We start from the raw sequence: 22420 nt of genomic DNA on the forward strand, positions 1-22420 counted from the left end.
AACAATAAACATTTTTAAGAGAAAGGAGCAATATCATGAAAATACCTCAGGATTATCTTAGGCGGGTATACGCCGGATGGCTTGGGAAGGTCATCGGGATACGCCTGGGCGCGCCTATTGAGGGCTGGTCCTATGAGATGATAAGGAACACCTTCGGGGAGCTGAACGGCTACCCCGCCAGCTACAAAAACTTCGCCGCGGACGACGACAGCAACGGCCCGCTCTTCTTCATCCGGGCGCTGGAGGACTGCGGGGATATAGGCAGGTTCGACGCCCAGGACGTTGCAAACGCGCTTTTGAATTACGCCCCCTTTGAGCACGGCTTTTTCTGGTGGGGAGGCTATGGGGTCTCCACAGAGCATACCGCCTATCTCAACCTTAGGAACGGCATTCCGGCCCCAAGGAGCGGGAGCATAGAGCAGAACGGCTCCACCATGGCCGAGCAGATTGGCGGCCAGATATTTATCGACCCCTGGGGCCTTGTGGCCCCGGGCAACCCAGAGCTGGCGGCAAAGCTGGCGGAGAAGGCCGCAAGCGTTACCCACGGAGGCAACGGGGTGTACGGCGGCGTGTTCATCGCCTGCTGTGTGAGCCTGGCCTTCGTGGAAAAGGACGTGCGCACGGTGATGGAGAAGGCCCTTGGCTTTATCCCTGCCGACTGTGAGTACACTAAGGTCGTCAGGGCAGTTATGGACTTCTACGACAGAAACCCCGACAACTGGCGGGCCTGCTTTGACTTCCTGCACGACAACTTCGGCTATGACAAATACCCCGGCAACTGCCATATCATACCCAACGCCGGAGTTATTGCCCTGTCTCTGCTCTACGGCAGGGGAAGCTATTCAGACACTATAAATATCTGCAATATGTGCGGCTGGGACACCGACTGCAACGTGGGCAACGCCGGGTGCATTATGGGCGTGCTTGTGGGCATAGAGGGCATAGACTATGAGAAATACGCCGCGCCCATAAACGACTTCTTGGCTTCCTCAAGCGTTATCGGCTCTCTGAACGCCACCGACCTGCCCTTTGGGGCAAGCTATTTCGCAAAGCTTGGCTATATGCTGGCAGGTGAGGAGCCTCCAAAGGAGTGGCAGGGTATACTTAATGACCGCATAGACAGCTGCCACTTTGAGTACCCGGCCAGCACCCACGCCATCCGGGGCAGGAGCCAGAGCCGCTTCCATATACTCAATACAGACGAACAGGCCAACACCGGCTCCCGCTCCCTGAAAATAACCGTATTCAACGGCAGGCCCGGCTCAGAGCACTATTTCTATAAGCAGACCTACTACGGCCCTGAGGACTTTGACGACTCCAGGTACGACCCATTCTTCTCGCCCCTCTGCTATCCGGGACAGACGGTGCATATGAGCGTTATGCTGGAGCAGGGGAAAAACGGCGTGGAGGTCTTTGCCCAGCCCTATGTGAAGCTGGGTATAAGCGGTGAGATTCTCCGGGGCGAAAAGGTCAGCGCCGCTGAGCCCGGCTGGAAGGAGCTCTCCCTTACCATACCCGCAGGGCTTTCAGACAGGGTGGACGAGACCGGCGTGATACTCTCCTGCACGGCTAAAGGCTTTGCAATGGACCCCATCACGGCCTATCTTGACGACCTCTACTACGACGGACAGTCGGACTATAAAATTGACTTTAACAGGGAGAGGATGGCTGTCTGGCATAACCTCCACCAGGACGTACACCAGTTTGCGCGGCTCAAGGGCCATACCTATCTTGAGGACGGCTGGCTGAGCCTGTCCTGCGGCGACTTCGGTGAGATGTACACGGGGCACTATAACTGGACGGACTACAGCTTTGAGGGGACCTTAAAGCCGCTGACCGGCGAAGACTGTTTCCTGAACGTCCGGGTGCAGGGGGCCATGCGCTCCTATGCGGCGGGCTTCTCCAAGGGGCGGCTGGTGCTGGACAAGAACTATTACGGCTACAGCACCCTATGTGACAGGGAGTTTGCCGTTGAGCCCGGCAGGGAGTATAAGGTTGAAGTCTCTGCCTGCGGCGACATGTTACAGGTGTCAGTGGACGGCGTGAAGCTTCTGGAGCACCGGGACACAGACTCTCCCCTGCTCACCGGCTCGGTGGGGGTGTCAGTGCGGGGCGGCAGCCACTGCCTCTATGGAAGCCTGTCCGTAAGGGGGCATGGTTGAGGCATGGAGAAAGTTCTTGTAATAGGCAGCCTTAATTGCGACTATGTGATAAATGTGCAGAAAATGCCCCAGATAGGGGAGACCCTTCTCTGTGACGGCTTTGAGATGATACCCGGCGGCAAGGGGGCAAATCAGGCCTATGCCCTGGGAAAGCTGGGCGGCGCGGTGACAATGCTGGGCGCGGTAGGTAATGACGGGCCGGGCTCAATGCTGCGGGAGAACCTTAAAGGCGTGGGCGTGGATGTGTCCCGGCTGAAGTGCGCCGAAGGCGAGAGCACCGGGACGGCATTTATCACCGTGGACAGCTCCGGCGGCAACAGCATTATCGTGGTGCAGGGGGCAAACGGGACGGTGGATGTGCCGTATATTAAGGCCAACGACGATGTTTTAGCGGCCTCGGATATAGTGCTGCTCCAGATGGAGATACCTATGGAGACAGTGGTATACTCGGCTAAAAGGGCGAAGGAGCTGGGCAAGACGGTGGTACTGGACCCGGCCCCCGCCCGCTCGGATATACCCCGGGAGCTCTACGGCTGTGTGGACTATATCAAGCCCAACGAGGTGGAGCTGGGTATGCTTATCGGGGACGGCGGGGCCGAGAGCCATCTTGAGGAATCCGCAGCTCTTTTGCAGGAGAGAGGGGTAAAGAACGTGGTGGTTACCCTTGGCAGCAAGGGGGCGTTCCTGCTGGACAGTAAGGGGAGCACCCGCTCTTTCCCCGCAAACACCAGCCTGCGCGCGGTTGACACCACCGCCGCCGGGGACAGCTTTACCGCAGCCCTGGCCTACGGCCTCTCGGAGGGCCGGGAGCTGCATGAGGCGCTGGAGCTTGCCATATGCGTTTCAGAGATAGTAGTGACCCGCAAGGGGGCGCAGACATCAATTCCGGATATGGACGAGGTGCAAAGGTTCCTGGCTCAGAAAATATAGTTAAAACAAAACCGGCTGTGGGTAAAACTGCAGCCGGTTTTTTATTCAACGGAGCGCATAGCAGGTGAGAAATTTTCAAGGGCACAAAAGGGTGTGCTGTCTGTGAGGAGCAGGCGGCAGGCCCTTTTTCCTTTTGTTCTGAGGCAGATATATCAGCTCTCTCGGAGCGGCAAAGCCTGCCTATGGACCGCCAAATTGTTGATTATATCATGATAATTGGTAATCATATTTATTGAAAATGCCTTTGTGCAAATGTATAATATAGCTAAAGAATATGAAAGAGTTTGATAAAAGGCTGAGAAAAGGAGGGTGTTGATATGGGGATAACTCTGGGAATAGTCGGATATGGAAGCACAGGGGAGCTGCACCATAAACAGGCTGAGAAGGTAGAGGGAGTTACTGTAATAGGGGCCTATGATATTGACCCGGCCCGCCAGGATGCTGCAAAGGCAAACGGTATCCGCAGGTTCGGCTCTTTAAAGGCACTGCTGGGGTGCAGAGAAATAAACACTGTGCTGATTTCAGCGCCGGTCAGCCGCCATAAGGAGCTGTGTGCGGCGGCAGCCAGGGCCGGGAAGCATGTGGCCTGTGCGGCACCTGCCGCGCTGAGCGCCTGGGACCTGGACCGGATAATTGCAGCCGTAGGGCGGAGCGACAGGGTATTAGCAGTCTGCCAGAGCCACCGTCTGGACGGAGATTTTTGCACGGTAAAAAAGCTGCTGAATACCGGCAGGATGGGGAAGGTTTATTCCATACAGGTCCGGCTGCATAGCTGTGGGGACAAGTATGGCTGGCCTGACGGCTCTGAAGATGGCGGCATTTTATTCAGCTGGGGAATACATGTTATCGACCAGCTTATGTGGCTGCTGGGCTACGACGACTTTACCGGAGTGTTTTGCAGAACATGCAGTATGGGTCCGGCTGGCACAGACGATTACTGTTTTTTGAGCTTCAATCTGGAGAGCGGAGGCGTAGTGCAGATAGAGCTTGACCGCCGCTCCCCGCAGGTATCCCCCCGCTGGACGGTACTTGGTAACAAGGCGGCAGCCTTCCTGGGAGGCACAGCAGGGGAGGGCAGGGTAATCCCGCTGGAGCCCGGTACAGAGACAGGTGAAGGGGAGCTTCTGCCACCGGAGCCGGAGGAGACAGCCGGCCCTTTGGCAGCATACTACGGCAACCTGCGGGATGTTATGGACCTCAGCGGAAGGCTTTCTGTGCAGCCCTGGCAGGTGCGACGGGTCCTGAAGGCTGTGGAGGCGGCACTTCAGTCGGCTGAGACAGGGAAGCTGGTCAGCCTCAAGGGTTAGGTACAGCGTGAAGGCTGGGAATACCAATTTTAAGCCTGGATGTTTTCCGGAAAGGATGGCTGAATATGTCTTTGAAGAAGAAACTGATGCTGACAATGATTGGCATTGCCGTGCTGCCAATCCTTTTACTGGGTAGCTTCTGCTACGGCTATTTCAAGCAAATACTGCTGTCTGACATCCGGCAGAGCAAGCTGCAGCATAACAGCCAGACAATATACGTTATGGACAGCTTTTTCCTCTCCCTGGAGAAGATATCCGACTCCATGCTGATGAATGGGCAGCTTACAGAGGCCCTGGAGCGCACCTATTCCGGGCCAAAGGCCAAGGTGCTGAACTATCAGGACAAGCAGAAAATAGAAGACGCCCTTTACCGCAACGGCTACTATCTGGATAACAGGATAGACACCATCGCAGTGTTTCCTGAAAACAGCGATATGTTCTACTACTGCACCAAGCGCACAATAAATCCCGGCTACGATGTAAAAGCCGAGGACTGGTACCGGCAGATAGTGGATAATGAGGGGGCCCTCACGCTTATTGGCGTGCACGAGAACGAGCTAATCCTTCCGGAGTCTGCCCAGGAGAAGGAATACTGTGTGACCCTTGGGCGGAGCCTTCACTCGCCCAGAAGTTCCCAGCTGCTGGGAGTCATCCTGATAAACGTCAATGTGCAGGACCTTGAAAAGCTCTGGCCCCAGCGCCAAGCCGACCCACAGGAGCGGTTTTACCTATTGGACAGCCGGGCACAGGTGGTGTGCAGCGATATACGGAGAGAGGTGGGCACAACCTTCTTTATGCCCCAGCTAAGCGGGGGAGTCACTACGGCCCGGGTAGATGGGGCCCTTTGCGATATATTGGTATCGGAGTCCTCAAACCCCGGATGGAAGGGGGTACGGCTGATTATGCGCAGTAAGCTGAACCGGGAGATAGCAGCCATGCCGTATATCTCCGTCGTTTTAGCCCTGCTGCTTATCGGGCTGGCGGTGGTTATGGCCCACTTCCTTTCCAAAGCCATAACCCGCCCGCTGCAGGAGCTGTACACAAAGCTGCGCTGGTTTGAGGCCCAGAAAAACGGCGAGGATTTTCATGAAAACCAGGTAGAGGTAAGGGGACTGTCCAACAGCTACAACAGCATGATAGACGAGATAAACCACCTGACTATGCACAACTATGAGACCCAGACAAGGCTGAGGAAAACCGAGCTTCTGGCCCTGCAGTTTCAGATAAACCCACATTTTGTGTACAACACCCTGAGCTCCATTAAGTGGATGGCGGAGATGCAGGGCTCAAAGCGCATGGTGACGGCTCTGGATTCACTGATAAAGCTAATGCAATTCTCATCCAAAAGCGGCAGCGACATCGTGTCTATCCGAGATGAGGTGCTGTTTATCCGGGACTACCTAAACCTGATAAACCTAAAGTATTTCGACAAGATACAGACAGATATCAGAATGGGGCCGGACACAGAGGACTGCGGGACACTGCGCTTCCTTCTACAGCCTATTGTGGAAAACGCTATCTGCCACGGCTTCAGCGAGTTCAAGCAGCCCAACAAGGATGCGGCAATCTCCATTGATATACGAAGGGAGGGGGATAGGATATTGTATGAGGTGAAAGACAACGGGAAGGGTATGACTGAGGAGCAGGCCCGCAGGGCGCTGGAGTCAGAGTACCCGGCTAATTCCATGTCCTTTAATAAGATTGGCCTATATAATGTGCACACAAGGATACAGTATACCTTCGGCAGCCAGTACGGTATCAGTATTGACAGCAGGATGGGGGAATACACCCGGGTGCTGGTAGAGATACCGGCCCGGGCCTGTAAGGAGGAGCAATGAATAGGATTAGAATTGCGGTGATTGATGACGACAGCCTGATACGCCTGGGAATCTGCTCCTCAGTGGGATGGACCCAGCACGGATATGAGGTGGTGGGCGAGGCGGACAACGGCCAGGCTGGCTGGGAGATGATACAGCGTGAGCAGCCGGACATTGTGTTTTTGGATATCAGTATGCCTGTAATGGACGGCATAGAGGTCCTGAAGCTTATGCAGCAGGCGGGAGTACGCACGAAAGCGGTTATCCTCAGCTGCCACGATGATTTCCACCTGGTGAAGGAGGCCATGAAAAACGGAGCGTGCGACTACCTGCGCAAAAGCGAAATAAACAGCGATAACCTTCTAAGTGTACTGGATGAAATATGCCGGTCACTGCAGGAGCGGAGCGTGACCGGCGAGCAGCCCGGAAACTGGGAGAGCTACTCTGACAAATATGCCAGCTTAAAGCGGCTTATTGCCGGTCGAAGCGGCGCCAGTGAACACGCCTCTCAGGTGCGCTGGCTGGCAGTCCAGGAGAAGGAGTTGTACTGCGTGGTGTTTGCCGTTACCCACTATCAGCAGGTGATACAGCGGTATGACGAGGGTTATCCGTTTACCCTGGAGCATGGGGTGGTAAACCTGTCAAAGGAGGTGCTGAGGCAGCGGACAACAGAGCTGGAGCTGTTCGTGCTCAAGGAAAACCAGTATGTGCTACTGCTCAGCGGCGAGCCCAGGAGGGAGGAGGTTTTCTCACTGCTGGAGCAGATGGCGTCTGTGCTGAAAAACTACCTGAATGTAGAGGTGCAGTTTGGTGTTAGCGGTGTGATACAGAGCTTCTCAGCCCTGCCTAAGGCCTTTGGGCAGGCGGTATATTCACAGAAGCTCCACTACCTGCGCCCTGGGGAGACAGTAATACAGGAAATCCGCAGCGCCGGGGATACTATGAATGACCCGGGCTTCAGCAGGCTTGCCCAGGCTGCCAAAGACGCCGCGTCCCAGAAAAACTATCCACAGCTTTTCGCCGGCCTGCACGAGGCGCTGCAGTGGCTGCGGCGGCATGGGAGCGGTAATCTTGATGTAGACGGAGTCCACCGGTTCCTTAGGGAGGCGGTGGAGGCTGTGCTGGTACAGGAGGGCAAGACAGCCGAGGCCTCTGTGCGGAAGCTTCAAAACTGCGGCAGCCTGGCAGAGACCGAAGAATTTTTTCAGGAGTTCCAGAAGGAGCTGCAGTCTGACGACGGGGGCCAGAATCACTATCTTATACGCGCGGCAGAGGAGTATATTCAGCAGAACCTAAGCCGTGGGGACATCTCCCTGGGGGAGATAGCTGACTACCTGATGATAAGCAAATCTTACCTTTGCCGCCTGTTCCAGAAAAAGCTAGGAATATCCGTGCAGCATTATATGCACAACATACGCATTGAAAAGGCTAAGGAATATCTCAGCGACTTCCACCTGAAAATTTACGAGATTGCAGAGCTCACCGGATTCAACAGCTCCACGCATTTCAATATTGTGTTCAAGAAGATAATGAACTGCACGCCGGTGGAGTACCGCAATGGGCTGAGGCACTAGGCATATCTTATGTTGGTCAATATCTATAAAAAAGCAGCAATGAGGTTTATTGAAATAAATGCCATAGTTACATTATACTATAACTACCATGGGATATGGAAAAAATCCGGCAGATGGAGGTGACACAAGGGACAGGCTCGAATAAAAAATATTGAATCGAGGTAAAGAAAATGAAAAAAGTATTAGCATTGTTATTGGCATTATTGATGGTCTCAGCATTGGCTGCCTGCGGACAGGACGGAAAAGAGTCCTCAACTCCATCCAGCGGCACGGACAATAGCAGCATCTCCGGCGCCGCGGATGAAAGCCAGGCTTCCACCGGCGATACAGTTACCATCCGCATGGGCGGCTGGGGAAACTTTGCAGATGAGCACGAGCCGGGTACTGTGGGCATGGAGGAGGCCATTGGCGTAAAGGTGGAGTTTCAGAAGTACCCTACCGACGCTGCCTTCTGGGATAACCTGCCAGCTCAGATTGCCGCAAAGACGGCGCCTGAGTTTATCGCCCTAAGCAACGAGCTGTATCTGCCGTATATCAACGATGGGCTGATTATTCCAATAAGCAAATATATTGACGACGGCACCATAACCTGCTGGGATAGTATAGGCGATAATGTGAAAGATATCTGGACCATAGACGGAGAGGTTTACGGCATTCCCTTCTATCAGACTCCCGCGGTGTTCGCGGTGAACATGGACCTATGGAACGAGGCCGGGCTCACAGAGGCAGATTTTCCCGAGACTTGGGATGATGTGCTGGACGTATGCAGGGTCTTTAAGGACGAGCTTGGTATGACAGGGCTCTGCTTCAACACCCAGGAGTTCCACTTCACACAGTATTGCCTGTCCTTTGGCGGCGGCTGGGGACTGGGCAAGACCATAGACACTCCCGAGAATGCGGCGGCATTACAGTTCATAATTAACGCCTACCACCAGGGCTATGTGGTAACGCCCAAGGAACTGGGCGTCGGCTACGACGGCAATGTAGTTATGTCAGGCGATGCAGCAATGTCCACCGGCGGCACCTGGTATGTAAACGACTTTAAGAAAAACGCTCCCGATGTGGAGGTGAAGTACCTGACCATTCCCCATGCCGAGGGCAAGGACGACGTTTCCGGTACATTCCATGCGCCGTGCTACGCGCTGCTCAAGGGTGGCGCCCATGAAAAGGAAGCAGCCATGGCAATTAACTATATGATGAATGACAGCCATGACGAAGCACTGATTGATATAGGCTATATCCCCGTCAACTCCGACTTGTTTGATACGTTTAAAGAGAGGCAGCCAGAGCTTGCCGGCTTGGTCGACGCGGTATCCAAGTCCAACGGCTTCGGTTATCCCCCTGCCGGAAAGAAGTTTGCCGACGCCCTTATATCCAAGATGGAAGAGGCTCTTTTCAACTCGGATTCCACTGTAACCGGTTCTCAGATTGTGAAGGAACTGCAGGAGGAATATGGCGAATAAAATTTGAATCATGTAAAGGGTTCAAAAGATGTGGTGTGGTCTCCCTGCCGGCTGCGTCCGGTGGGGAGATTCCATATATAAGAAAGGGGCTTATATAAAGATGACGGCTGATAACACAGGAGGTAAGAAAAAGAAAACTAGTAAAATGAGAAGGCAGGAGGCGGTTGCAGGCTGGATATTTGTGCTGCCGGCAGTGCTGTTTTGGCTGATATGGTTTCTGTACCCGGCCCTAAAGGCAATCTCCATAAGCTTTTTCCAGTATAACTATGCCACGCCTGAGACAAACACCTTCATAGGCCTGGCTAACTACGTCCGTCTGTTCCAGGACCCAAAGTTCTTCACGGCCATGGGCCACAGCTTTCTGATGGTGGCTATAGTCGTGCCTTTGCAGACAATACTGTCATTTGCCATTGCGGTACTGCTAAACGGGCCCATACGGTTAAAGGGATTTTACCGCTCAAGCTGTTATATCCCATACGTCATATCTGCTATGGCGGTGACGATATTCTTCATGTACTTCTTCGTAAAGGGCGGGCCTGCGTCATCATTTTTCGCCCTATTGGGGATGGAAAACGTGAGCTGGTTTGCCAGCACCAAGTATGCCATGGCCTTCCTGATGATTGTTTACGTCTGGCAGCAGGTGGGCTTCTATATGGTGATATTTATTGGAGCGCTGCAGGAGGTGCCCATGGAGCTGTACGAAGCGGCAAAGGTGGACGGCGCCAACGCCTGGCAGCGGCTGACAAAGATAACGGTGCCCATGATAAAGAACACCACCTATTTGGTGCTGACCTTCGGCATGATAAACGCCTTCCAAATATTTGACCAGATAGCCGCCATGTCCAAGCAGTCGCCTCTGGGTTCCCCTTCGGGAGCCACCAGCACGCTGGTGACCTTCCTGTATCAGCAGTCCTTCAGCTATATGGACATGGGGTACGGCAGCGCGGCGGCGGTAGTGCTTTTCCTAATTATATTCTCTCTGTCAGCTGTAAGGGAAACTGCCGGAAGGAGGTCGGACTGAAATGATTAAAAAACGCATGGCAAAGAGCCTTATTTACCTGTTCCTGATTTGTTTGGCGCTTATATTCCTGGTGCCGGTGTTCTACGTGTTCTATAATTCCCTGCTGCCAAAGCGCTACATCGGCAGCTTTGTGCCGCCCAGTGTCTGGAGTTTCGACAACTATAAGGAGCTATTCTCAGAGTTCCCCATAATGCAGTGGTACGGCAATACAGCCATCTCAACTATAGCGGTGGTTGTAGGCAACATCTTCTTCACACCCCTTGCAGGGTACGCTCTGGCAAGGCTGCGCTTCCCCGGCAGGAAGACCATCTTCCTTTGTCTTATGCTCTCAATGATGATTCCCGGCCAGCTTGTGCTGCTGCCCCAGTACATCATGATGGCGAAGGCAGGGATGGTGGACACCCTATGGGCAATTATCCTGCCCTACCTGTCACAGTCCATGTTTATATTCATGTCCCGGCAGTTTTTTTACGGCATACCTGAGGAGCTGGAGGAGGCGGCGCGCATTGACGGCCTGGGGCGGTTTGGTACCTATTTCCGAATAGTGCTCCCAATATCGGGGGTGCTGCTTGCTACCATTGCCATCTTTAATTTTACGGGCACCTGGAACTCATACCTTGTGCCGTCCACATTTATCAGTTCCCCTGACAAGTATGTGCTTGTGGTGGGCCTGCAGACGGTGAATAACGAGCATTTCCAGCAGGAAAACCTGACCCTGGCAGGGGTGGTGCTCCTATCCTTCCCGGTAATCGGTTTCTTCATGTTCACCCAGAAATTTTTTGTGCAGGGCATTGCCACAGCCGGACTGAAGGGATGAACGCTGTACAGAGAGTATAGCTTATCATAAAATATTTAATTTTATCAAGGAGGAAAGACTTAATGAAAAAATGGAAGGTTGCGCTGATTGGCTGTGGCTCTATAGCAGACAATACATATCTGCCCAGGATAAAGGATATTCCAGAGGCGGACATGGTGGCGGTGTGTGACACTATCCCGGAGAGGGCTAGGGACTATTCTGAAAAGTTCGCCGTGCCCGCCTGGTATACCAGCATTGACGAGCTGCTGGAGAAATGCGATTTTGAGATACTCATGAACACCACATCAATCCCGGCCCATCATGAGATAAACATGAAGGCCCTGAAAGCGGGCAAACATCTCTATTCCCAAAAGCCTGTGGGCCTTACTGTGGAGGAGGTAACGGAACAGATAGAGGCGGCTGAAGCGGCGGGGGTAAAGTATACGGCTTCTCCAATACATATGCTGCGGGACGATATCCGTTTCGCAAAAAAGCTTATTGCCGGGGGCTGCATCGGTGAAATTATGAAGGTGCATACCAATGTGTGCCACGGCGGGCCCGAGTATTTCCAGTACCGCACCGCCGACCCCACATGGTTCCACCGGCCCGGCAGCGGAGCACTGTACGATATGGGTGTGCACGGCCTCACTATGACGACCGGTATATTAGGCCCGGCAAAGGCAGTGGGGTGTATGGCGAAAATATCCGAACCGGTCCGCACGGTGCGTTCGGGCAGCTTCGATGGTATGCAGATTCAGGCAAACCAGCTGTATGACAACTATATCATCACCCTGGACTATGGCGACCGCACAATGGCTGTGGTGGAGTCGGGATTCTGCCAGAAGAACAGCAGGGCCCCGCAGATGGAGATATTCGGCACAAAGGGCACAATCTCCTTTGTGGAAAACGGCAGCTGGATGCCCCTTGACATCTATCTGGACGCACCGGAGCGGGGGATTAGAGGCTGGCTGCAGCCGATGGAGTGGGATATCCCTGCCAGCGAACAGAACTTTTTCCAGTGCATGGTGGTGCAGGACCTGATACATGCCATTGAGGAAGACCGCCCGGTGGGCCTGCCCCCCGAGCACGCCCGCCATGTTGTGGACATCATGTGTACAATACCCGAGGCCATAGAGACCTGCAGCATAGTGCCCCTGCACACCACGTTTTGAGCTAAAACAAAGAAAGAGAGGTAAGCTTAAATGAAGAAGAAATACCGCATAGGGCTGGTGGGCTTCGCCCATATGCACGTGCTGGACCAGATAAAGCCGTTCCTGGCTATGCCGGAGCGTGTGGAGTGGATAGGCGCGGCGGATATAAAGCCCCTGGTAGAGCCAGAGTATTTTGAAAGCTCCAGCCGCAGTATGAACCTGGAGCTGTGCCGGAAACAGTGCGGCTTTGAAAAAGTATACGAAGACTATATCCAGCTTTTGGAGCAGAAGCCAGACCTGGTACTGGTAAACTGTGAAAACGCCTTTCATGGCACAGTGATACCAGAGATACTGATGAGAGGCATCCACGTGGTAGTGGAGAAGCCTCTGGCCTACTCCACAGCCCATGCCATGGCTATAGAACGAGCCTCCCGCATAGGAGGCGGCAAGTGTATGATAAACTGGCCCACCACCTGGCAGGCAAGCATACGCCTGGGCCAGAGGCTGGTGAGTGAGGGTGCCGTCGGCAAGGTCTACCGTTTCCAGTTCCGCAACCCGGACTCCATGGGCCCCTTCTCCTACGGACAGGTGATGACCGGCCGTCAGCTCGGCAAAGAGTGGTGGCACCAGGAGGCGGCAGGCGGGGGGAGTATGCTTGACTACTGCTGCTACGGTACAATACTTTCAAACTGGTACTTAGGCCAGGAGCCACAGGGGGTCTACGGACTGAAGGCCAACTTTAACCATCGTTTCGGGGATGCAGAGGACTATGCATCAATCACCGTGCGCTATCCCGAGGCAGTTTCCATCCTTGAGGGTACCTGGAACACTGTCAGCAGTGGCTACCCCTCAGGGCCAATAGTATGGGGCGAGAAGGGTGCTTTGATAGTGGAAAACGGCGGCGACCACGGAGCTCATGCCAATGTGTGCGTATACCATGACCGCTACTCCACAACACCCAGCGAGGTCTACTGCTCAGACGACTACCCATTGCCCGAGGGCAGGGATGACCTTGCAAAGGAAGTGTTCTATCACCTGGAGACAGGTGAGCCCATCCACTATACGATGGACCTTCGGAACAATATCTTGTCTGCCGCCATGCTGGACGCAGGCTTGCGCTCCAGCCGTTCCCTGAAAATGGAAAATATAAAAAACGCCTGTTGGACCATCGGCTGACAGGCACTGATAGGAGGAGAAAAATGAAGCTAGCTAATGTTGCCTGGGGCTGGACGCCCATACCGGAGGATATGCCCGAGGGGGATTCACTTATCAATATTGCCAGCCAAATCCGCAGCCTGGGCTTTGAGGGCGTGGATTATCTGGGAACTCCCGAGGCGCTGGACCAGTTCTTTACCGAAAAGGCGGCGAAGTCTCTGGGGGAGCATTCCCGCACCATAGGACTTGAGCCAAATGTGTTCGTCTTCCAGGAAGCCGGCTGGAATGACCCCAACAGCGTCCGGCAGGCTGACTGTCTGGCCCATTTTGAGAAAGCGGCTCAGACAGCTGTAAATATCGGCTGTAGGATAGTCTCGACACTAGTACCGCTGCCCTGGGGCACTGCCGGCTGGCAGTTTAACCCTGCGGCCCCGGCTATAAAGCAGAGTTACCGTATGCCCTCAGGCTATTGCTACAAAAATGACTGGAATAACTTGATGGACAGCTACCGCAAATGCCTTGCCATCGCCAAAAAGCACGGCCTGCGCATGTCGGTCGAGTGCTTCCCCGGCTCCATAGTCTCCACACCCCACGCCATGCTGAAAATGCTTGAGGACGTGGACGACCCGGAATTCGGTATCCAGCTGGACACAAACCATCTGGTGGCCCAGCATATAGACCCGGAGTGGTCCATATATGTCCTCGGCGGGGAGCATATTTTCAATGTGCACTGTAAGGACTGCGACGCCGTGTCCAGGAGTAATATTCCCGCCGGCTGCGGTATCACGGACTATACGGCGGTCATAGCGGCGCTGAAAAATGTGGGCTATACCGGCAATCTGTCTGTGGAGCTAGAGTTTACCGACAACCCCCGCCGCTATAACAGGCAGGCGCTGGACCATCTCAGGCTATGCCTGGCAGGAGAATACTAAAGAGGAGAGCATTATATGAAAACATACAAGGTTGCCATTATCGGCAACGGAATGATATGCAATGCCGCCCATATCCCAGCTTACAAGTCTATGGGGGACAGGATAGAGCTGGCGGCGGTGGCTGACATCCGCGAGGAGGCGGCCCGGGAGACGGCCCAGCGTCACGGCATTTCCAGGTACTATACGGACCCGGCAAAAATGCTGGAGGAGGTAAAGCCGGACATTATCTCAGTCTGTACCCCCAATGCCTACCATAAGCACTACACACTTATGGGCTTTAAGGCCGGGTGCCATGTAGTCTGCGAGAAGCCGGTGGCTATGAGCAGGGCAGACGCCAGAGAGATGTTTGAGGCGGCAAAAACTGCTGGTATGAGGCTTTTTGTGATACAGTCACTGCGGTTTATCGGGAACTTTGCAGCCGCAGCAGGGATTGCCCAAAGCGGCTGCCTGGGGGATATTTACTATGCAGACCTAAATCTGGTGCGGCGTAGGGGCGTTCCCCGCTGGGGAATGTTCCATATGGCCAGTGAGAATGTAGGCGGCTCCTTTTGCGATTTGGGCGTGCATATGTGCGACTACCTCATGTATATCTCCGGCAACCCAAGGATGACGGCAGTAAGCGGTAGCGCTGTAACAAGGATTGTAAATCATGAGGAGAATGTCACCTTTTCAAATGCGGAGAGCGGCGCGCCGACAGGACTTTTCACCCCCAGAAAGTTCCGGATGAAGGAATTTGATGTGGAGGAGTTCTCCAACGGCTATATCCGGCTGGACAACGGCATGACAGTCACCTTCAAGATATCCTGGGCGCTGAACCTGCCCAACTGCAACACTGTGAGTATTTGCGGCGATAAGGGCGGCCTGTCTATTGGTGACGACGGCCTGCGGCTGCTGACTACCCAGGGGGCATACCAGACAGACGTGACTCCAAGGGTGTTCCCTGACGAGTATTCGGCTATCTCGGACTTTACCGGGCATATACATGAGCTCAAGTATATCCTGAAGGTTCTGGACGGTGAGATGACAATGGAGGAGTACCCAATCCGGCAGGAGGAGGTCATGAACGTGGTGTCGATAATCGAGGCGTTCTATAAGTCCGCAAAGCTTGGCAGAGAGGTGCGTTTTGACGAGCTGAGTGAGTAAAATACCTTGGTGCGGCTTATCTGCCGCACCATATCTTTAAAATAAGGGAGAAGACATGAAAGGAATAATTACTGAAATCGAAAGGTTTTCACTGCGTGACGGCCCCGGTATACGCACAACGGTATTCTTAAAGGGCTGCAATATGGCCTGTAAATGGTGCCATAACCCGGAGACCCTGCAGATAAAGCCCCAGCTTATGGTCTATCCGGAGAAATGCCTGGGCTGCGGAGCCTGCGTAAGGGTCTGTCCGTCTGGGGCAAGAACTATTAAGGACGGAGCTCTGCACTACAGCCGTGCCATCTGCACAGGCTGTGGGGCCTGTGCCAATGACTGCTTTACAGGGGCGCTCATTCTCTCCGGCAGAGAGATGACAGTGGAGGAGGTGATGGAGGAAATCCTTCAGGACAGGGCGTATTATAAAAATTCCGGCGGCGGAGTTACCCTCTCCGGCGGGGAGCTGACGACACAGCCCGAGTTTGCCAGGGCGCTGCTTGAGACAGTAAAGGCGGAGGGGATATCCACGGCCCTTGAGACGAATATGCACGCCCCCTGGCATGTATATGAAAGCCTGCTGCCCCTAGTGGACCTGGTTATGTTCGACATTAAAATTTTTGACTGCGAGGCCCATAGGAAATGGACCGGGGTAAGTAACGAAAGGGTTCTGGAAAATGCCCGGAAACTTGCAAAGACAGGGAAGGATTTTCTTGTCAGGACTCCTGTTATACCCGGGGTCAATGACTCACAGGAGGAGATTGGCAATATCGCTGAGTTTGCAGGCAGTCTAGGGGGCGCGCAGTATTACGAGCTGCTGCTGTTCAACCCTCTGGGTGAGAGCAAATATCAGGCGCTGCAGACGGACAATCACTTTGAGGGAGCCAGCCCGTCGCCCGTTAAGACCGCGGACAGGCTGAAGCAAATAGCTGAGGAGCGCTCGGGCATGCCTGTGCGGGTGGGCTGAACTTATGGAAGCGTCACATTATAGAAAGGATGTGCAGTATGGAAAACAGGGTAAATATCTTTAGTCCGGACGAGCTGATGGATTATGGGCGCAGGATAAAGATACTCAGACAGCGCAAGCTGGAGGAGACGAAAATTAAATCGAAGATGAAAGTATACCAGGACGGCGACGACTATGGCAGCGTTCCGGCCCCGGAGGATTACGAGTTTAAGTGTATCCCAAACCATGAAAACGGCTCCTGGTATGGCTATGAGGGCTGGAGCAGAAACTTCCATAAGCTGATGAGCGAGCACCCGGTATATATCGACTCGGTGGACGCGTTCTCATGCCGGTGGATGTACAGCATGATATGGTTTGATGAAAAGTCACCGGAAAAGGGGCTTAACTGGAATCCGGATTACTCCTACGACTACCTGAAGCCAGAACAGGAGCTTTACGGTATAGTGCCCGGAATAGGCTCTGACGCCCACTTTGGAGGCGACTATGAGCTGGGCCTGTCCCTGGGCTGGGGAGGACTGCTGGATAAGCTGGCGGTCTACAGGGAGAAGAACCCGGAGCATAGGGCGTTCTACGACGCCGAAGAGCTGGTGATACACGGCATACAGAACTGGATGAACAGAGCTATAGATGAGGCCGAGCGGCTGGCGGAAATAGAGCAGCATCCTGTTCTCAAAGACAATTTATTGCAGATGGTTAAGGTCAACAGGAATATTGTCAGCGGAGCTCCGCAGACCATGCGGGAGGCTTGCCAGTGGGTCTGCTGGTTTAATATGGCAAGCCGTACCTACAACCGGGACGGAGCCGGTTTCCAGCTGGACCAGGTGTTAAAGCGCTACTACGACGCAGACCTGGCAACAGGGCGCATAACCCGGGAGGAGGCGGTTTTCTATATCGCCTGCCTGCTTTTAAACGACCCGCACTACTACCAGATAGGCGGCACAGACGGACAGGGCAATTCACTTCTCAGCGAGTTCAGCGATATGGTGCTGGAGGGCGCTGATATGCTGGATTCGGCCTGCAATATCACTGTGCGGGTGGACAGGAACATAGACCGGGACTTTCTGCACAGAGCAGTGGATTATCTCTTTAAAAACCGAAACGGCTGGCCCCGCTTCTCCGGCGACGAGGCATTGAATGAGGGATTTATGCGGCTGGGCTACCCGGAGAGCCTTGCCAGGAAACGGATTGCAGTTGGGTGCCACTGGATGAGCCTGCCGGGGCTTGAGTACTGCCTTAACGACTGCGTGAAAATAAACTGCGCCAAGGTGTTTGAGATTGCCCTTGATGAGATGATGGGCGGCGAGGGACCGTATTCCACAGAAAGGCTTTGGGGGCTTTACGAGAGGCACATGCTCCGGGCGGTGGAGGTTACCGCTGAGGGGATAGCCTTCCATCTGAAGTACCAGCAGTATAATGAGCCTGAGCTTATGTTGAATCTAATAAGCCACGGACCGGTGGAGAAGGGGCTTGACATGACCTGCGGCGGGGCGATGTACTACAATATGTGCATGGACGGCACGGCAATCGCTACCGTAGCCGACTCCTTCGGTGCCCTTCAGCAGCGGGTGGAAAAGGAAGGAAGGCTGGGCTGGCAGGAGCTTTACAGGCACTTGAAGACCGACTTCCGAGAAGAGGGGGGAGAGATAGTCAGGCGAATGCTGGCCTCCAGCCCGCGATACGGCGGCGGGGACACCATAAGCGACCGCTGGGCCCAGAAGCTTTCGGAGTCCTACGCCGGGCAGGTACGCAGTGTCAGCGGGAGATATCCGGGATGTGAGTTCATCCCCGGATGGTTTAGCTGGTCCAACACTATTGTGCTGGGCAAGCAGGTCGGAGCCACACCCAACGGACGCCACGCCTTCGAGCCCATAAACCATGGGGCCAATCCCCACCCCGGCTTCCGCAGGGATGGGGCGCTCACAGCAATGAGCAACTCCATTTGCGCCATCCAGCCAGGCTACGGCAACACGGCTCCCGTCCAGCTGGAGCTGGACCCAGGCATGGGCAGGGGAGAGGAAGCTGTGCAGAAAATCGCAGACTACATCCTGACACTGTTTCAGCAGGGAGGAACGCTGCTGAACATCAACATCATCGACAGCAGGCAGATACTGGAGGCGGACAAGGACCCGGATAAATACCCCGACCTGGTGGTGCGCGTCACCGGATTCACAGCCTACTTCTGTTCGCTGACACCGGAGTTCCGTAAGCTGGTGGTGGACAGGATTTTAGTGCAGGGCGGGGCTTAGGGAAAGCATAACTAGAGTTTTTAGTCATCTTATTGTAAATTAATACAACTTCAGAAAGCGAAAATCCCTCCTTTAACCCAAGGCGGGATTTTACTTTTGCCCGAGTTTTTACTTTGACTAACGCACTTTTTAAGCTTCCGTCAGATAATTCTTCACTATCATCGCCGTCTCAGCCCTGGTGGCAAACCCCTTGGGGTCCAGGAGATTTCCGGGCTTCCCGCTTATAATCTCATGCTCCACCGCCCACCGCAGGGCGTTCCTTGCGTACTTGCTGGCCTTGCTGGCATCATTAAACCCGAGCTCAGCGTCCGGCTCAGGGCTGCCCGCATACCGCCAGAGCATAGCAGCCAGCTGTTCCCGGGTTATAGGGTCACCGGGGCCAAAGCGTCCGTCGCTATAGCCGCTGACAACCCCCTTGCCGGCGGCCCAGCTCACAGCTTTGGCGTATCAGCTCCCGAGCCTGATGTCCCTAAACCTGCCGTCGATAGCTACCTCAGGTTGTCCAGGGTGATTTTCACCCGCATGGCATTCTCCAGCTTGCTGGGGTTTTTATAGAGGCTGTCCAGCTCGGTGGGTACTTTGCTGATACCTGTATCCATGACAAGCTGGAATTGATTCTGTCCTTATCAGCGGGCGGGTCGGGGAGAATCCTTTGCCACTTGGCGTATATGGTAAGCAGGACGGTGACAGGGTAGGCTGTGCTGCTGCCAATAAGGATTTGACCTGTGCCGGTGATGGCACCCAGCTTGCTGAGGTCGGTATCATCAGGGAATATAGCCGCTCCGTTCACTACCAAGGTTCCGTTATTTGTGTAGTATTCAGCCAGCGTGTCCTTGGTAATCGTTCTCTTTGCCGTAGCGTCCAATGTTACATTTTTCGGAATGGTGAGAGATGTTCCGGCAGGTATGATGATTTCACTTTTTGTGGTGATACCATTGGTATCAGTCGTGCCGATTGTAGTGAACCCAGCATGGAAAATGGCGTCTCCATAGGCTGTAAACTTATCGTGCCTGTTAGACTCTTCTATAAACCTGCCGGGTTTGCCCAGAGGCGTTTACTGTGCCGCTGCCCTCGATTGAGCCATAGTTTCGGATTCCAATGGCGCAGATAAGCATGCCGTCATTTATCAGCCTGCTTCCGGGAACAGAGAGATAGAGCGCCGGAGTCTCAGCCTCCACACCGCTTGGAATTGTCAAGGAGGCCGGAAGCCGGTTCCAGGCGGAGCCATCAAAATACAGTAACGAAAGGCTGATAAAAGCCGTTGACGGTGCAGGCATGGATTCATTCCACACCAGACTGCCGCAAATATAGGCAGAACCGACACTTGTCACTTGATGGGTAGATTCATCATAAATGCAGTTTGCGTGCTAAATAATTATGTGCACTCATTTTAAAAATTCAACCCCTTTTTATGAATTTTTTGTAAATTATATGAAGCCGCTATGGAACAATTTTTTCTGACGTTATCATATTATACTGATTTTGAGGTTTATTGTACACTCACTGGGTTGGGTAGTATGGAGAGACTTTTAGGATAGGAAAAGGCCGCCCCATTCCGGAGCGGCTGATTCTAGGCAAATATAGCCTTAATATTGACAATTCTTCTTATACACGGTTGAAGAATGTCCGGCTTTCCTCACTCTCCAAATATATCCACAGCCTTCTGCATATGCTCCACAATCTTCACCCCAAAGGGGCACCGTGTCTCGCACTGGCCGCACTTCACACAGGCGCCGGCTTTGACGCTCAGCACATTATAGTGCTCCCGGACTGTCTCTGGCACCATATGCTGGGCCTCGCACAAATCTGCAAATTTGTTCACGCTGGCGATGTCAATTCCCGCAGTACAGGGAGCACAGTGCCCGCAGTACATGCACTTGTCGGTGAAGGGGTGGGCAGGGCAGCTGCTGAGCAGCTTTGCGTAATCCCTCTCCGCGTCGCCGGCGTCACAGTAGGCGACCGCTTCCATCAGCTCCTCCTTATTGACGGCCCCTGCCAGGACCGTCGCCACGCCGGGCCGGGTCAGGCAGTAGTGCAGGCACTGGGCGACGCTCATAGCCGCGCCAAAGGGGGAGGCCTCGGCGCTCAGCAGGGCCCCGCCGCCGTAGGGCTTCATTACGGTGATAGCAACGCCCTGGCTCTCACAGAGGCTGTAAAGCTCCTGCCGCTCCGGGTCAATATTTGAGAGCACAGTCTCATAGCTGGCCTTATCGAACATTACGTTAATGTCCTCGTTAGGCGGCAGGACGCTTGTGATATAATAGGACAAAACCTGGGAACCCGCATGATTACTGGGGTTTTGCTGATTTTGTCCGGATCAGACGTCTATAAAATGGGGGTTCAAGCTTAGAAATTGGGGTGAGGCATTAAAAACTGAATTATCCTTTAGGTTAAAGCCGGGTGCATACAGTACCCGGCTTTCGTCATAGAAAATTTGAATAAGGAGGTCCTGCCATGAAATGTCTGCATAAATACCAATGGGTCAAGCTACCCCGCAGCGCCCTGCCCACGGGCAAGGGCCTCATGGGAGCGTGGATGAAGCTCGCCAGCCGTGCGGCGTTCCGTAAGGGCAAGGCTTACTATTGCGGCTATGAGAATGCCGTAGAGCCCGGTATGTGGGCAGGAGGAATTGTGGGGCTAAAGGCTATCCTCGGTGTCAGGAGCCGTACTAAGGCTTTGGAAGCGCTGGAAAAGCTATCCCAACTTGGCTATCTGACCTACGGACTGGACAAAGAAACAAGGAAGCTAACCTACCAAATCGCCGATTGGGTTGTCAAGTGTTCCGGCAAGGAGTGCATGGATGGGGCCGTATATACAACAGATGGCTATGGCTTTCTGTGCCTACCCCGGAACATCACAGAACGGTTAGCAGAACAAAACTATAAATTTGAAGAAACCGATGCCTGGCTCGATTTATGGTGTCACACAGTATGGGAGGACCCGGATAACGGGTTCTCCTTTTTAACGCCCACCGTACAATATGGCAAGTACGGCGCTAACCTGACTTTGGAAACCCTGGGACAACGATGGGGCTGGGAGAAGACCAAGGTATGGAGGTTCTTGAAGAAGCATGGGGATGCCTTCACTCTGTACCGTCTGCCCGGCAGCTATGGCTGTCTCATTTTTAATAAAGCGTACCCAACGGGTACGGAGGTTTCACTGCCCGACCAGAGTGAAGTTGTGCGTATTTTTGAGGAAATACGTTTTTATGGCGCGAATACGCACAAGGGAAACGTGGGACAATCGCGCTTTGGCAAGCTGGTGGCCTGGTTCAGCAGGAAGTTGAAATTCCCTGCCAGCGCCCCGGCACAAGAAAGCCGCGTTGCACTTTCGCCCCCTATAATACGCGCGTATATTTCTCCACTCATGAATAGTAAGAACTGTAATTATGACTGCAAGGGTTGTTGTTATAGTAATCCTACAGTTATAGAGAATCACAGGAGCAATAGGGAAATTCTGCCTATTGACCTCTTGAAAACGGCAAAGGAGTTTTTTGACTATGGAGAACAGGAAAGATTTGACATACGAACAGCAGGAAGCACAGATGAGCGAGAAATCCCAGGCATTTATCAATATGCTCACCAGGCGTGGGATTCTAGCCGACCAGAACATCAGCGACGAGAAAGCCCGCGCCGCCAAGCAGAGGAAACGGCGGGACAGCTATCACAACACGCTGCTGCTTTTGCAGAACTACCGTACCTTGCTATGGGTGATGGAATGTTTTCCTGAAACGGTTGCGGAGGAGCTGGATCAGCCTCTCGCCAA

At 53.8% G+C, this 22420-nt stretch carries 18 protein-coding genes; 15 read left to right on the forward strand and 3 right to left on the reverse strand.

Annotated elements, in window-relative coordinates:
* Positions 1 to 35 precede the first annotated feature (35 nt).
* From D5270_RS11625 to D5270_RS11690, 14 genes are all read left to right on the forward strand, one after another.
* Positions 36 to 2162 (forward strand): ADP-ribosylglycohydrolase family protein, encoded by a 2127-nt coding sequence (locus D5270_RS11625; RefSeq protein WP_166544257.1) that lies wholly within the window; start codon positions 36 to 38, stop codon positions 2160 to 2162.
* 3 nt (positions 2163 to 2165) lie between these two features.
* The gene (gene rbsK / locus D5270_RS11630; RefSeq protein WP_166544258.1) at positions 2166 to 3092 is read left to right on the forward strand and encodes a ribokinase; all 927 of its coding nucleotides are present in this window, start codon (positions 2166 to 2168) and stop codon (positions 3090 to 3092) included.
* A gap of 317 nt (positions 3093 to 3409) precedes the next feature.
* Positions 3410 to 4399: a Gfo/Idh/MocA family protein gene (locus D5270_RS11635; protein WP_166544259.1), complete on the forward strand. Its 990-nt coding sequence runs from the start codon at positions 3410 to 3412 to the stop codon at positions 4397 to 4399.
* Positions 4400 to 4464: 65 nt separating this feature from the next.
* On the forward strand, positions 4465 to 6237 hold the full coding sequence (locus tag D5270_RS11640) for a cache domain-containing sensor histidine kinase (RefSeq protein WP_166544260.1): 1773 nt from the start codon (positions 4465 to 4467) through the stop codon (positions 6235 to 6237).
* Complete coding sequence (locus D5270_RS11645) at positions 6234 to 7790, forward strand: response regulator transcription factor (RefSeq protein ID WP_166544261.1); 1557 nt, start codon at positions 6234 to 6236, stop codon at positions 7788 to 7790. Before D5270_RS11640 ends, D5270_RS11645 begins: the two co-directional genes overlap by 4 nt.
* A 206-nt stretch (positions 7791 to 7996) precedes the next feature.
* Positions 7997 to 9253: an ABC transporter substrate-binding protein gene (locus tag D5270_RS11650; RefSeq protein ID WP_166544262.1), complete on the forward strand. Its 1257-nt coding sequence runs from the start codon at positions 7997 to 7999 to the stop codon at positions 9251 to 9253.
* Positions 9254 to 9398: 145 nt separating this feature from the next.
* Positions 9399 to 10274, forward strand: coding sequence for a carbohydrate ABC transporter permease (locus D5270_RS11655; RefSeq protein WP_243150342.1), 876 nt, complete (start codon positions 9399 to 9401; stop codon positions 10272 to 10274).
* Position 10275: 1 nt separating this feature from the next.
* Positions 10276 to 11091, forward strand: a complete 816-nt coding sequence (locus D5270_RS11660; RefSeq protein ID WP_166544263.1) for a carbohydrate ABC transporter permease — start codon at positions 10276 to 10278, stop codon at positions 11089 to 11091.
* 62 nt (positions 11092 to 11153) lie between these two features.
* Positions 11154 to 12242, forward strand: a complete 1089-nt coding sequence (locus D5270_RS11665) for a Gfo/Idh/MocA family protein (protein ID WP_166544264.1) — start codon at positions 11154 to 11156, stop codon at positions 12240 to 12242.
* Between the two features lie 30 nt (positions 12243 to 12272).
* Complete coding sequence (locus D5270_RS11670) at positions 12273 to 13397, forward strand: Gfo/Idh/MocA family protein (protein ID WP_166544265.1); 1125 nt, start codon at positions 12273 to 12275, stop codon at positions 13395 to 13397.
* 23 nt (positions 13398 to 13420) lie between these two features.
* Complete coding sequence (locus D5270_RS11675) at positions 13421 to 14308, forward strand: sugar phosphate isomerase/epimerase family protein (RefSeq protein ID WP_166544266.1); 888 nt, start codon at positions 13421 to 13423, stop codon at positions 14306 to 14308.
* A 15-nt stretch (positions 14309 to 14323) separates the two neighbouring features.
* Positions 14324 to 15451, forward strand: a complete 1128-nt coding sequence (locus tag D5270_RS11680; protein WP_166544267.1) for a Gfo/Idh/MocA family protein — start codon at positions 14324 to 14326, stop codon at positions 15449 to 15451.
* 55 nt (positions 15452 to 15506) lie between these two features.
* On the forward strand, positions 15507 to 16409 hold the full coding sequence (locus D5270_RS11685) for a glycyl-radical enzyme activating protein (protein ID WP_166544268.1): 903 nt from the start codon (positions 15507 to 15509) through the stop codon (positions 16407 to 16409).
* A gap of 38 nt (positions 16410 to 16447) precedes the next feature.
* On the forward strand, positions 16448 to 18655 hold the full coding sequence (locus tag D5270_RS11690; RefSeq protein ID WP_166544269.1) for a pyruvate formate lyase family protein: 2208 nt from the start codon (positions 16448 to 16450) through the stop codon (positions 18653 to 18655).
* A 129-nt stretch (positions 18656 to 18784) separates the two neighbouring features.
* On the opposite strand, the gene D5270_RS11695 is transcribed toward D5270_RS11690, so the two are convergent.
* From D5270_RS11695 to D5270_RS11705, 3 genes are all read right to left on the reverse strand, one after another.
* A complete protein-coding gene (locus D5270_RS11695; protein WP_166544270.1) occupies positions 18785 to 19090 on the reverse strand; it encodes an S-layer homology domain-containing protein in 306 nt (101 codons plus the stop codon).
* Between the two features lie 578 nt (positions 19091 to 19668).
* Positions 19669 to 19851 (reverse strand): hypothetical protein, encoded by a 183-nt coding sequence (locus D5270_RS11700; RefSeq protein WP_166544271.1) that lies wholly within the window; start codon positions 19849 to 19851, stop codon positions 19669 to 19671.
* A 440-nt stretch (positions 19852 to 20291) separates the two neighbouring features.
* A complete protein-coding gene (locus D5270_RS11705; RefSeq protein ID WP_166544272.1) occupies positions 20292 to 20924 on the reverse strand; it encodes a 4Fe-4S dicluster domain-containing protein in 633 nt (210 codons plus the stop codon).
* 185 nt (positions 20925 to 21109) lie between these two features.
* Here D5270_RS11705 and D5270_RS16845 point away from each other — a divergent pair, with 185 nt between their 5' ends.
* Complete coding sequence (locus D5270_RS16845; protein ID WP_243150343.1) at positions 21110 to 22384, forward strand: hypothetical protein; 1275 nt, start codon at positions 21110 to 21112, stop codon at positions 22382 to 22384.
* Positions 22385 to 22420: the final 36 nt, after the last annotated feature.

This window comes from Acutalibacter sp. 1XD8-36 (genome assembly GCF_009917525.1).
Classification (GTDB): domain Bacteria; phylum Bacillota; class Clostridia; order Oscillospirales; family Acutalibacteraceae; genus Acutalibacter.

What these genes read in the sequence shown, in the direction of transcription:
- D5270_RS11650 (WP_166544262.1), top strand. Translation starts at nt 7,997, where the DNA reads ATGGTCTCAGCATTGGCTGCCTGCGGACAGGACGGAAAAGAGTCCTCA.
- D5270_RS11690 (WP_166544269.1), top strand. Translation starts at nt 16,448, where the DNA reads ATGGAAAACAGGGTAAATATCTTTAGTCCGGACGAGCTGATGGATTAT.
- D5270_RS11655 (WP_243150342.1), top strand. Translation starts at nt 9,399, where the DNA reads ATGAGAAGGCAGGAGGCGGTTGCAGGCTGGATATTTGTGCTGCCGGCA.
- D5270_RS11625 (WP_166544257.1), top strand. Translation starts at nt 36, where the DNA reads ATGAAAATACCTCAGGATTATCTTAGGCGGGTATACGCCGGATGGCTT.
- D5270_RS11675 (WP_166544266.1), top strand. Translation starts at nt 13,421, where the DNA reads ATGAAGCTAGCTAATGTTGCCTGGGGCTGGACGCCCATACCGGAGGAT.
- D5270_RS11680 (WP_166544267.1), top strand. Translation starts at nt 14,324, where the DNA reads ATGAAAACATACAAGGTTGCCATTATCGGCAACGGAATGATATGCAAT.
- D5270_RS11660 (WP_166544263.1), top strand. Translation starts at nt 10,276, where the DNA reads ATGATTAAAAAACGCATGGCAAAGAGCCTTATTTACCTGTTCCTGATT.
- D5270_RS11635 (WP_166544259.1), top strand. Translation starts at nt 3,410, where the DNA reads ATGGGGATAACTCTGGGAATAGTCGGATATGGAAGCACAGGGGAGCTG.
- D5270_RS11640 (WP_166544260.1), top strand. Translation starts at nt 4,465, where the DNA reads ATGTCTTTGAAGAAGAAACTGATGCTGACAATGATTGGCATTGCCGTG.
- D5270_RS11670 (WP_166544265.1), top strand. Translation starts at nt 12,273, where the DNA reads ATGAAGAAGAAATACCGCATAGGGCTGGTGGGCTTCGCCCATATGCAC.
- rbsK (WP_166544258.1), top strand. Translation starts at nt 2,166, where the DNA reads ATGGAGAAAGTTCTTGTAATAGGCAGCCTTAATTGCGACTATGTGATA.
- D5270_RS11665 (WP_166544264.1), top strand. Translation starts at nt 11,154, where the DNA reads ATGAAAAAATGGAAGGTTGCGCTGATTGGCTGTGGCTCTATAGCAGAC.
- D5270_RS16845 (WP_243150343.1), top strand. Translation starts at nt 21,110, where the DNA reads ATGAAATGTCTGCATAAATACCAATGGGTCAAGCTACCCCGCAGCGCC.
- D5270_RS11685 (WP_166544268.1), top strand. Translation starts at nt 15,507, where the DNA reads ATGAAAGGAATAATTACTGAAATCGAAAGGTTTTCACTGCGTGACGGC.
- D5270_RS11645 (WP_166544261.1), top strand. Translation starts at nt 6,234, where the DNA reads ATGAATAGGATTAGAATTGCGGTGATTGATGACGACAGCCTGATACGC.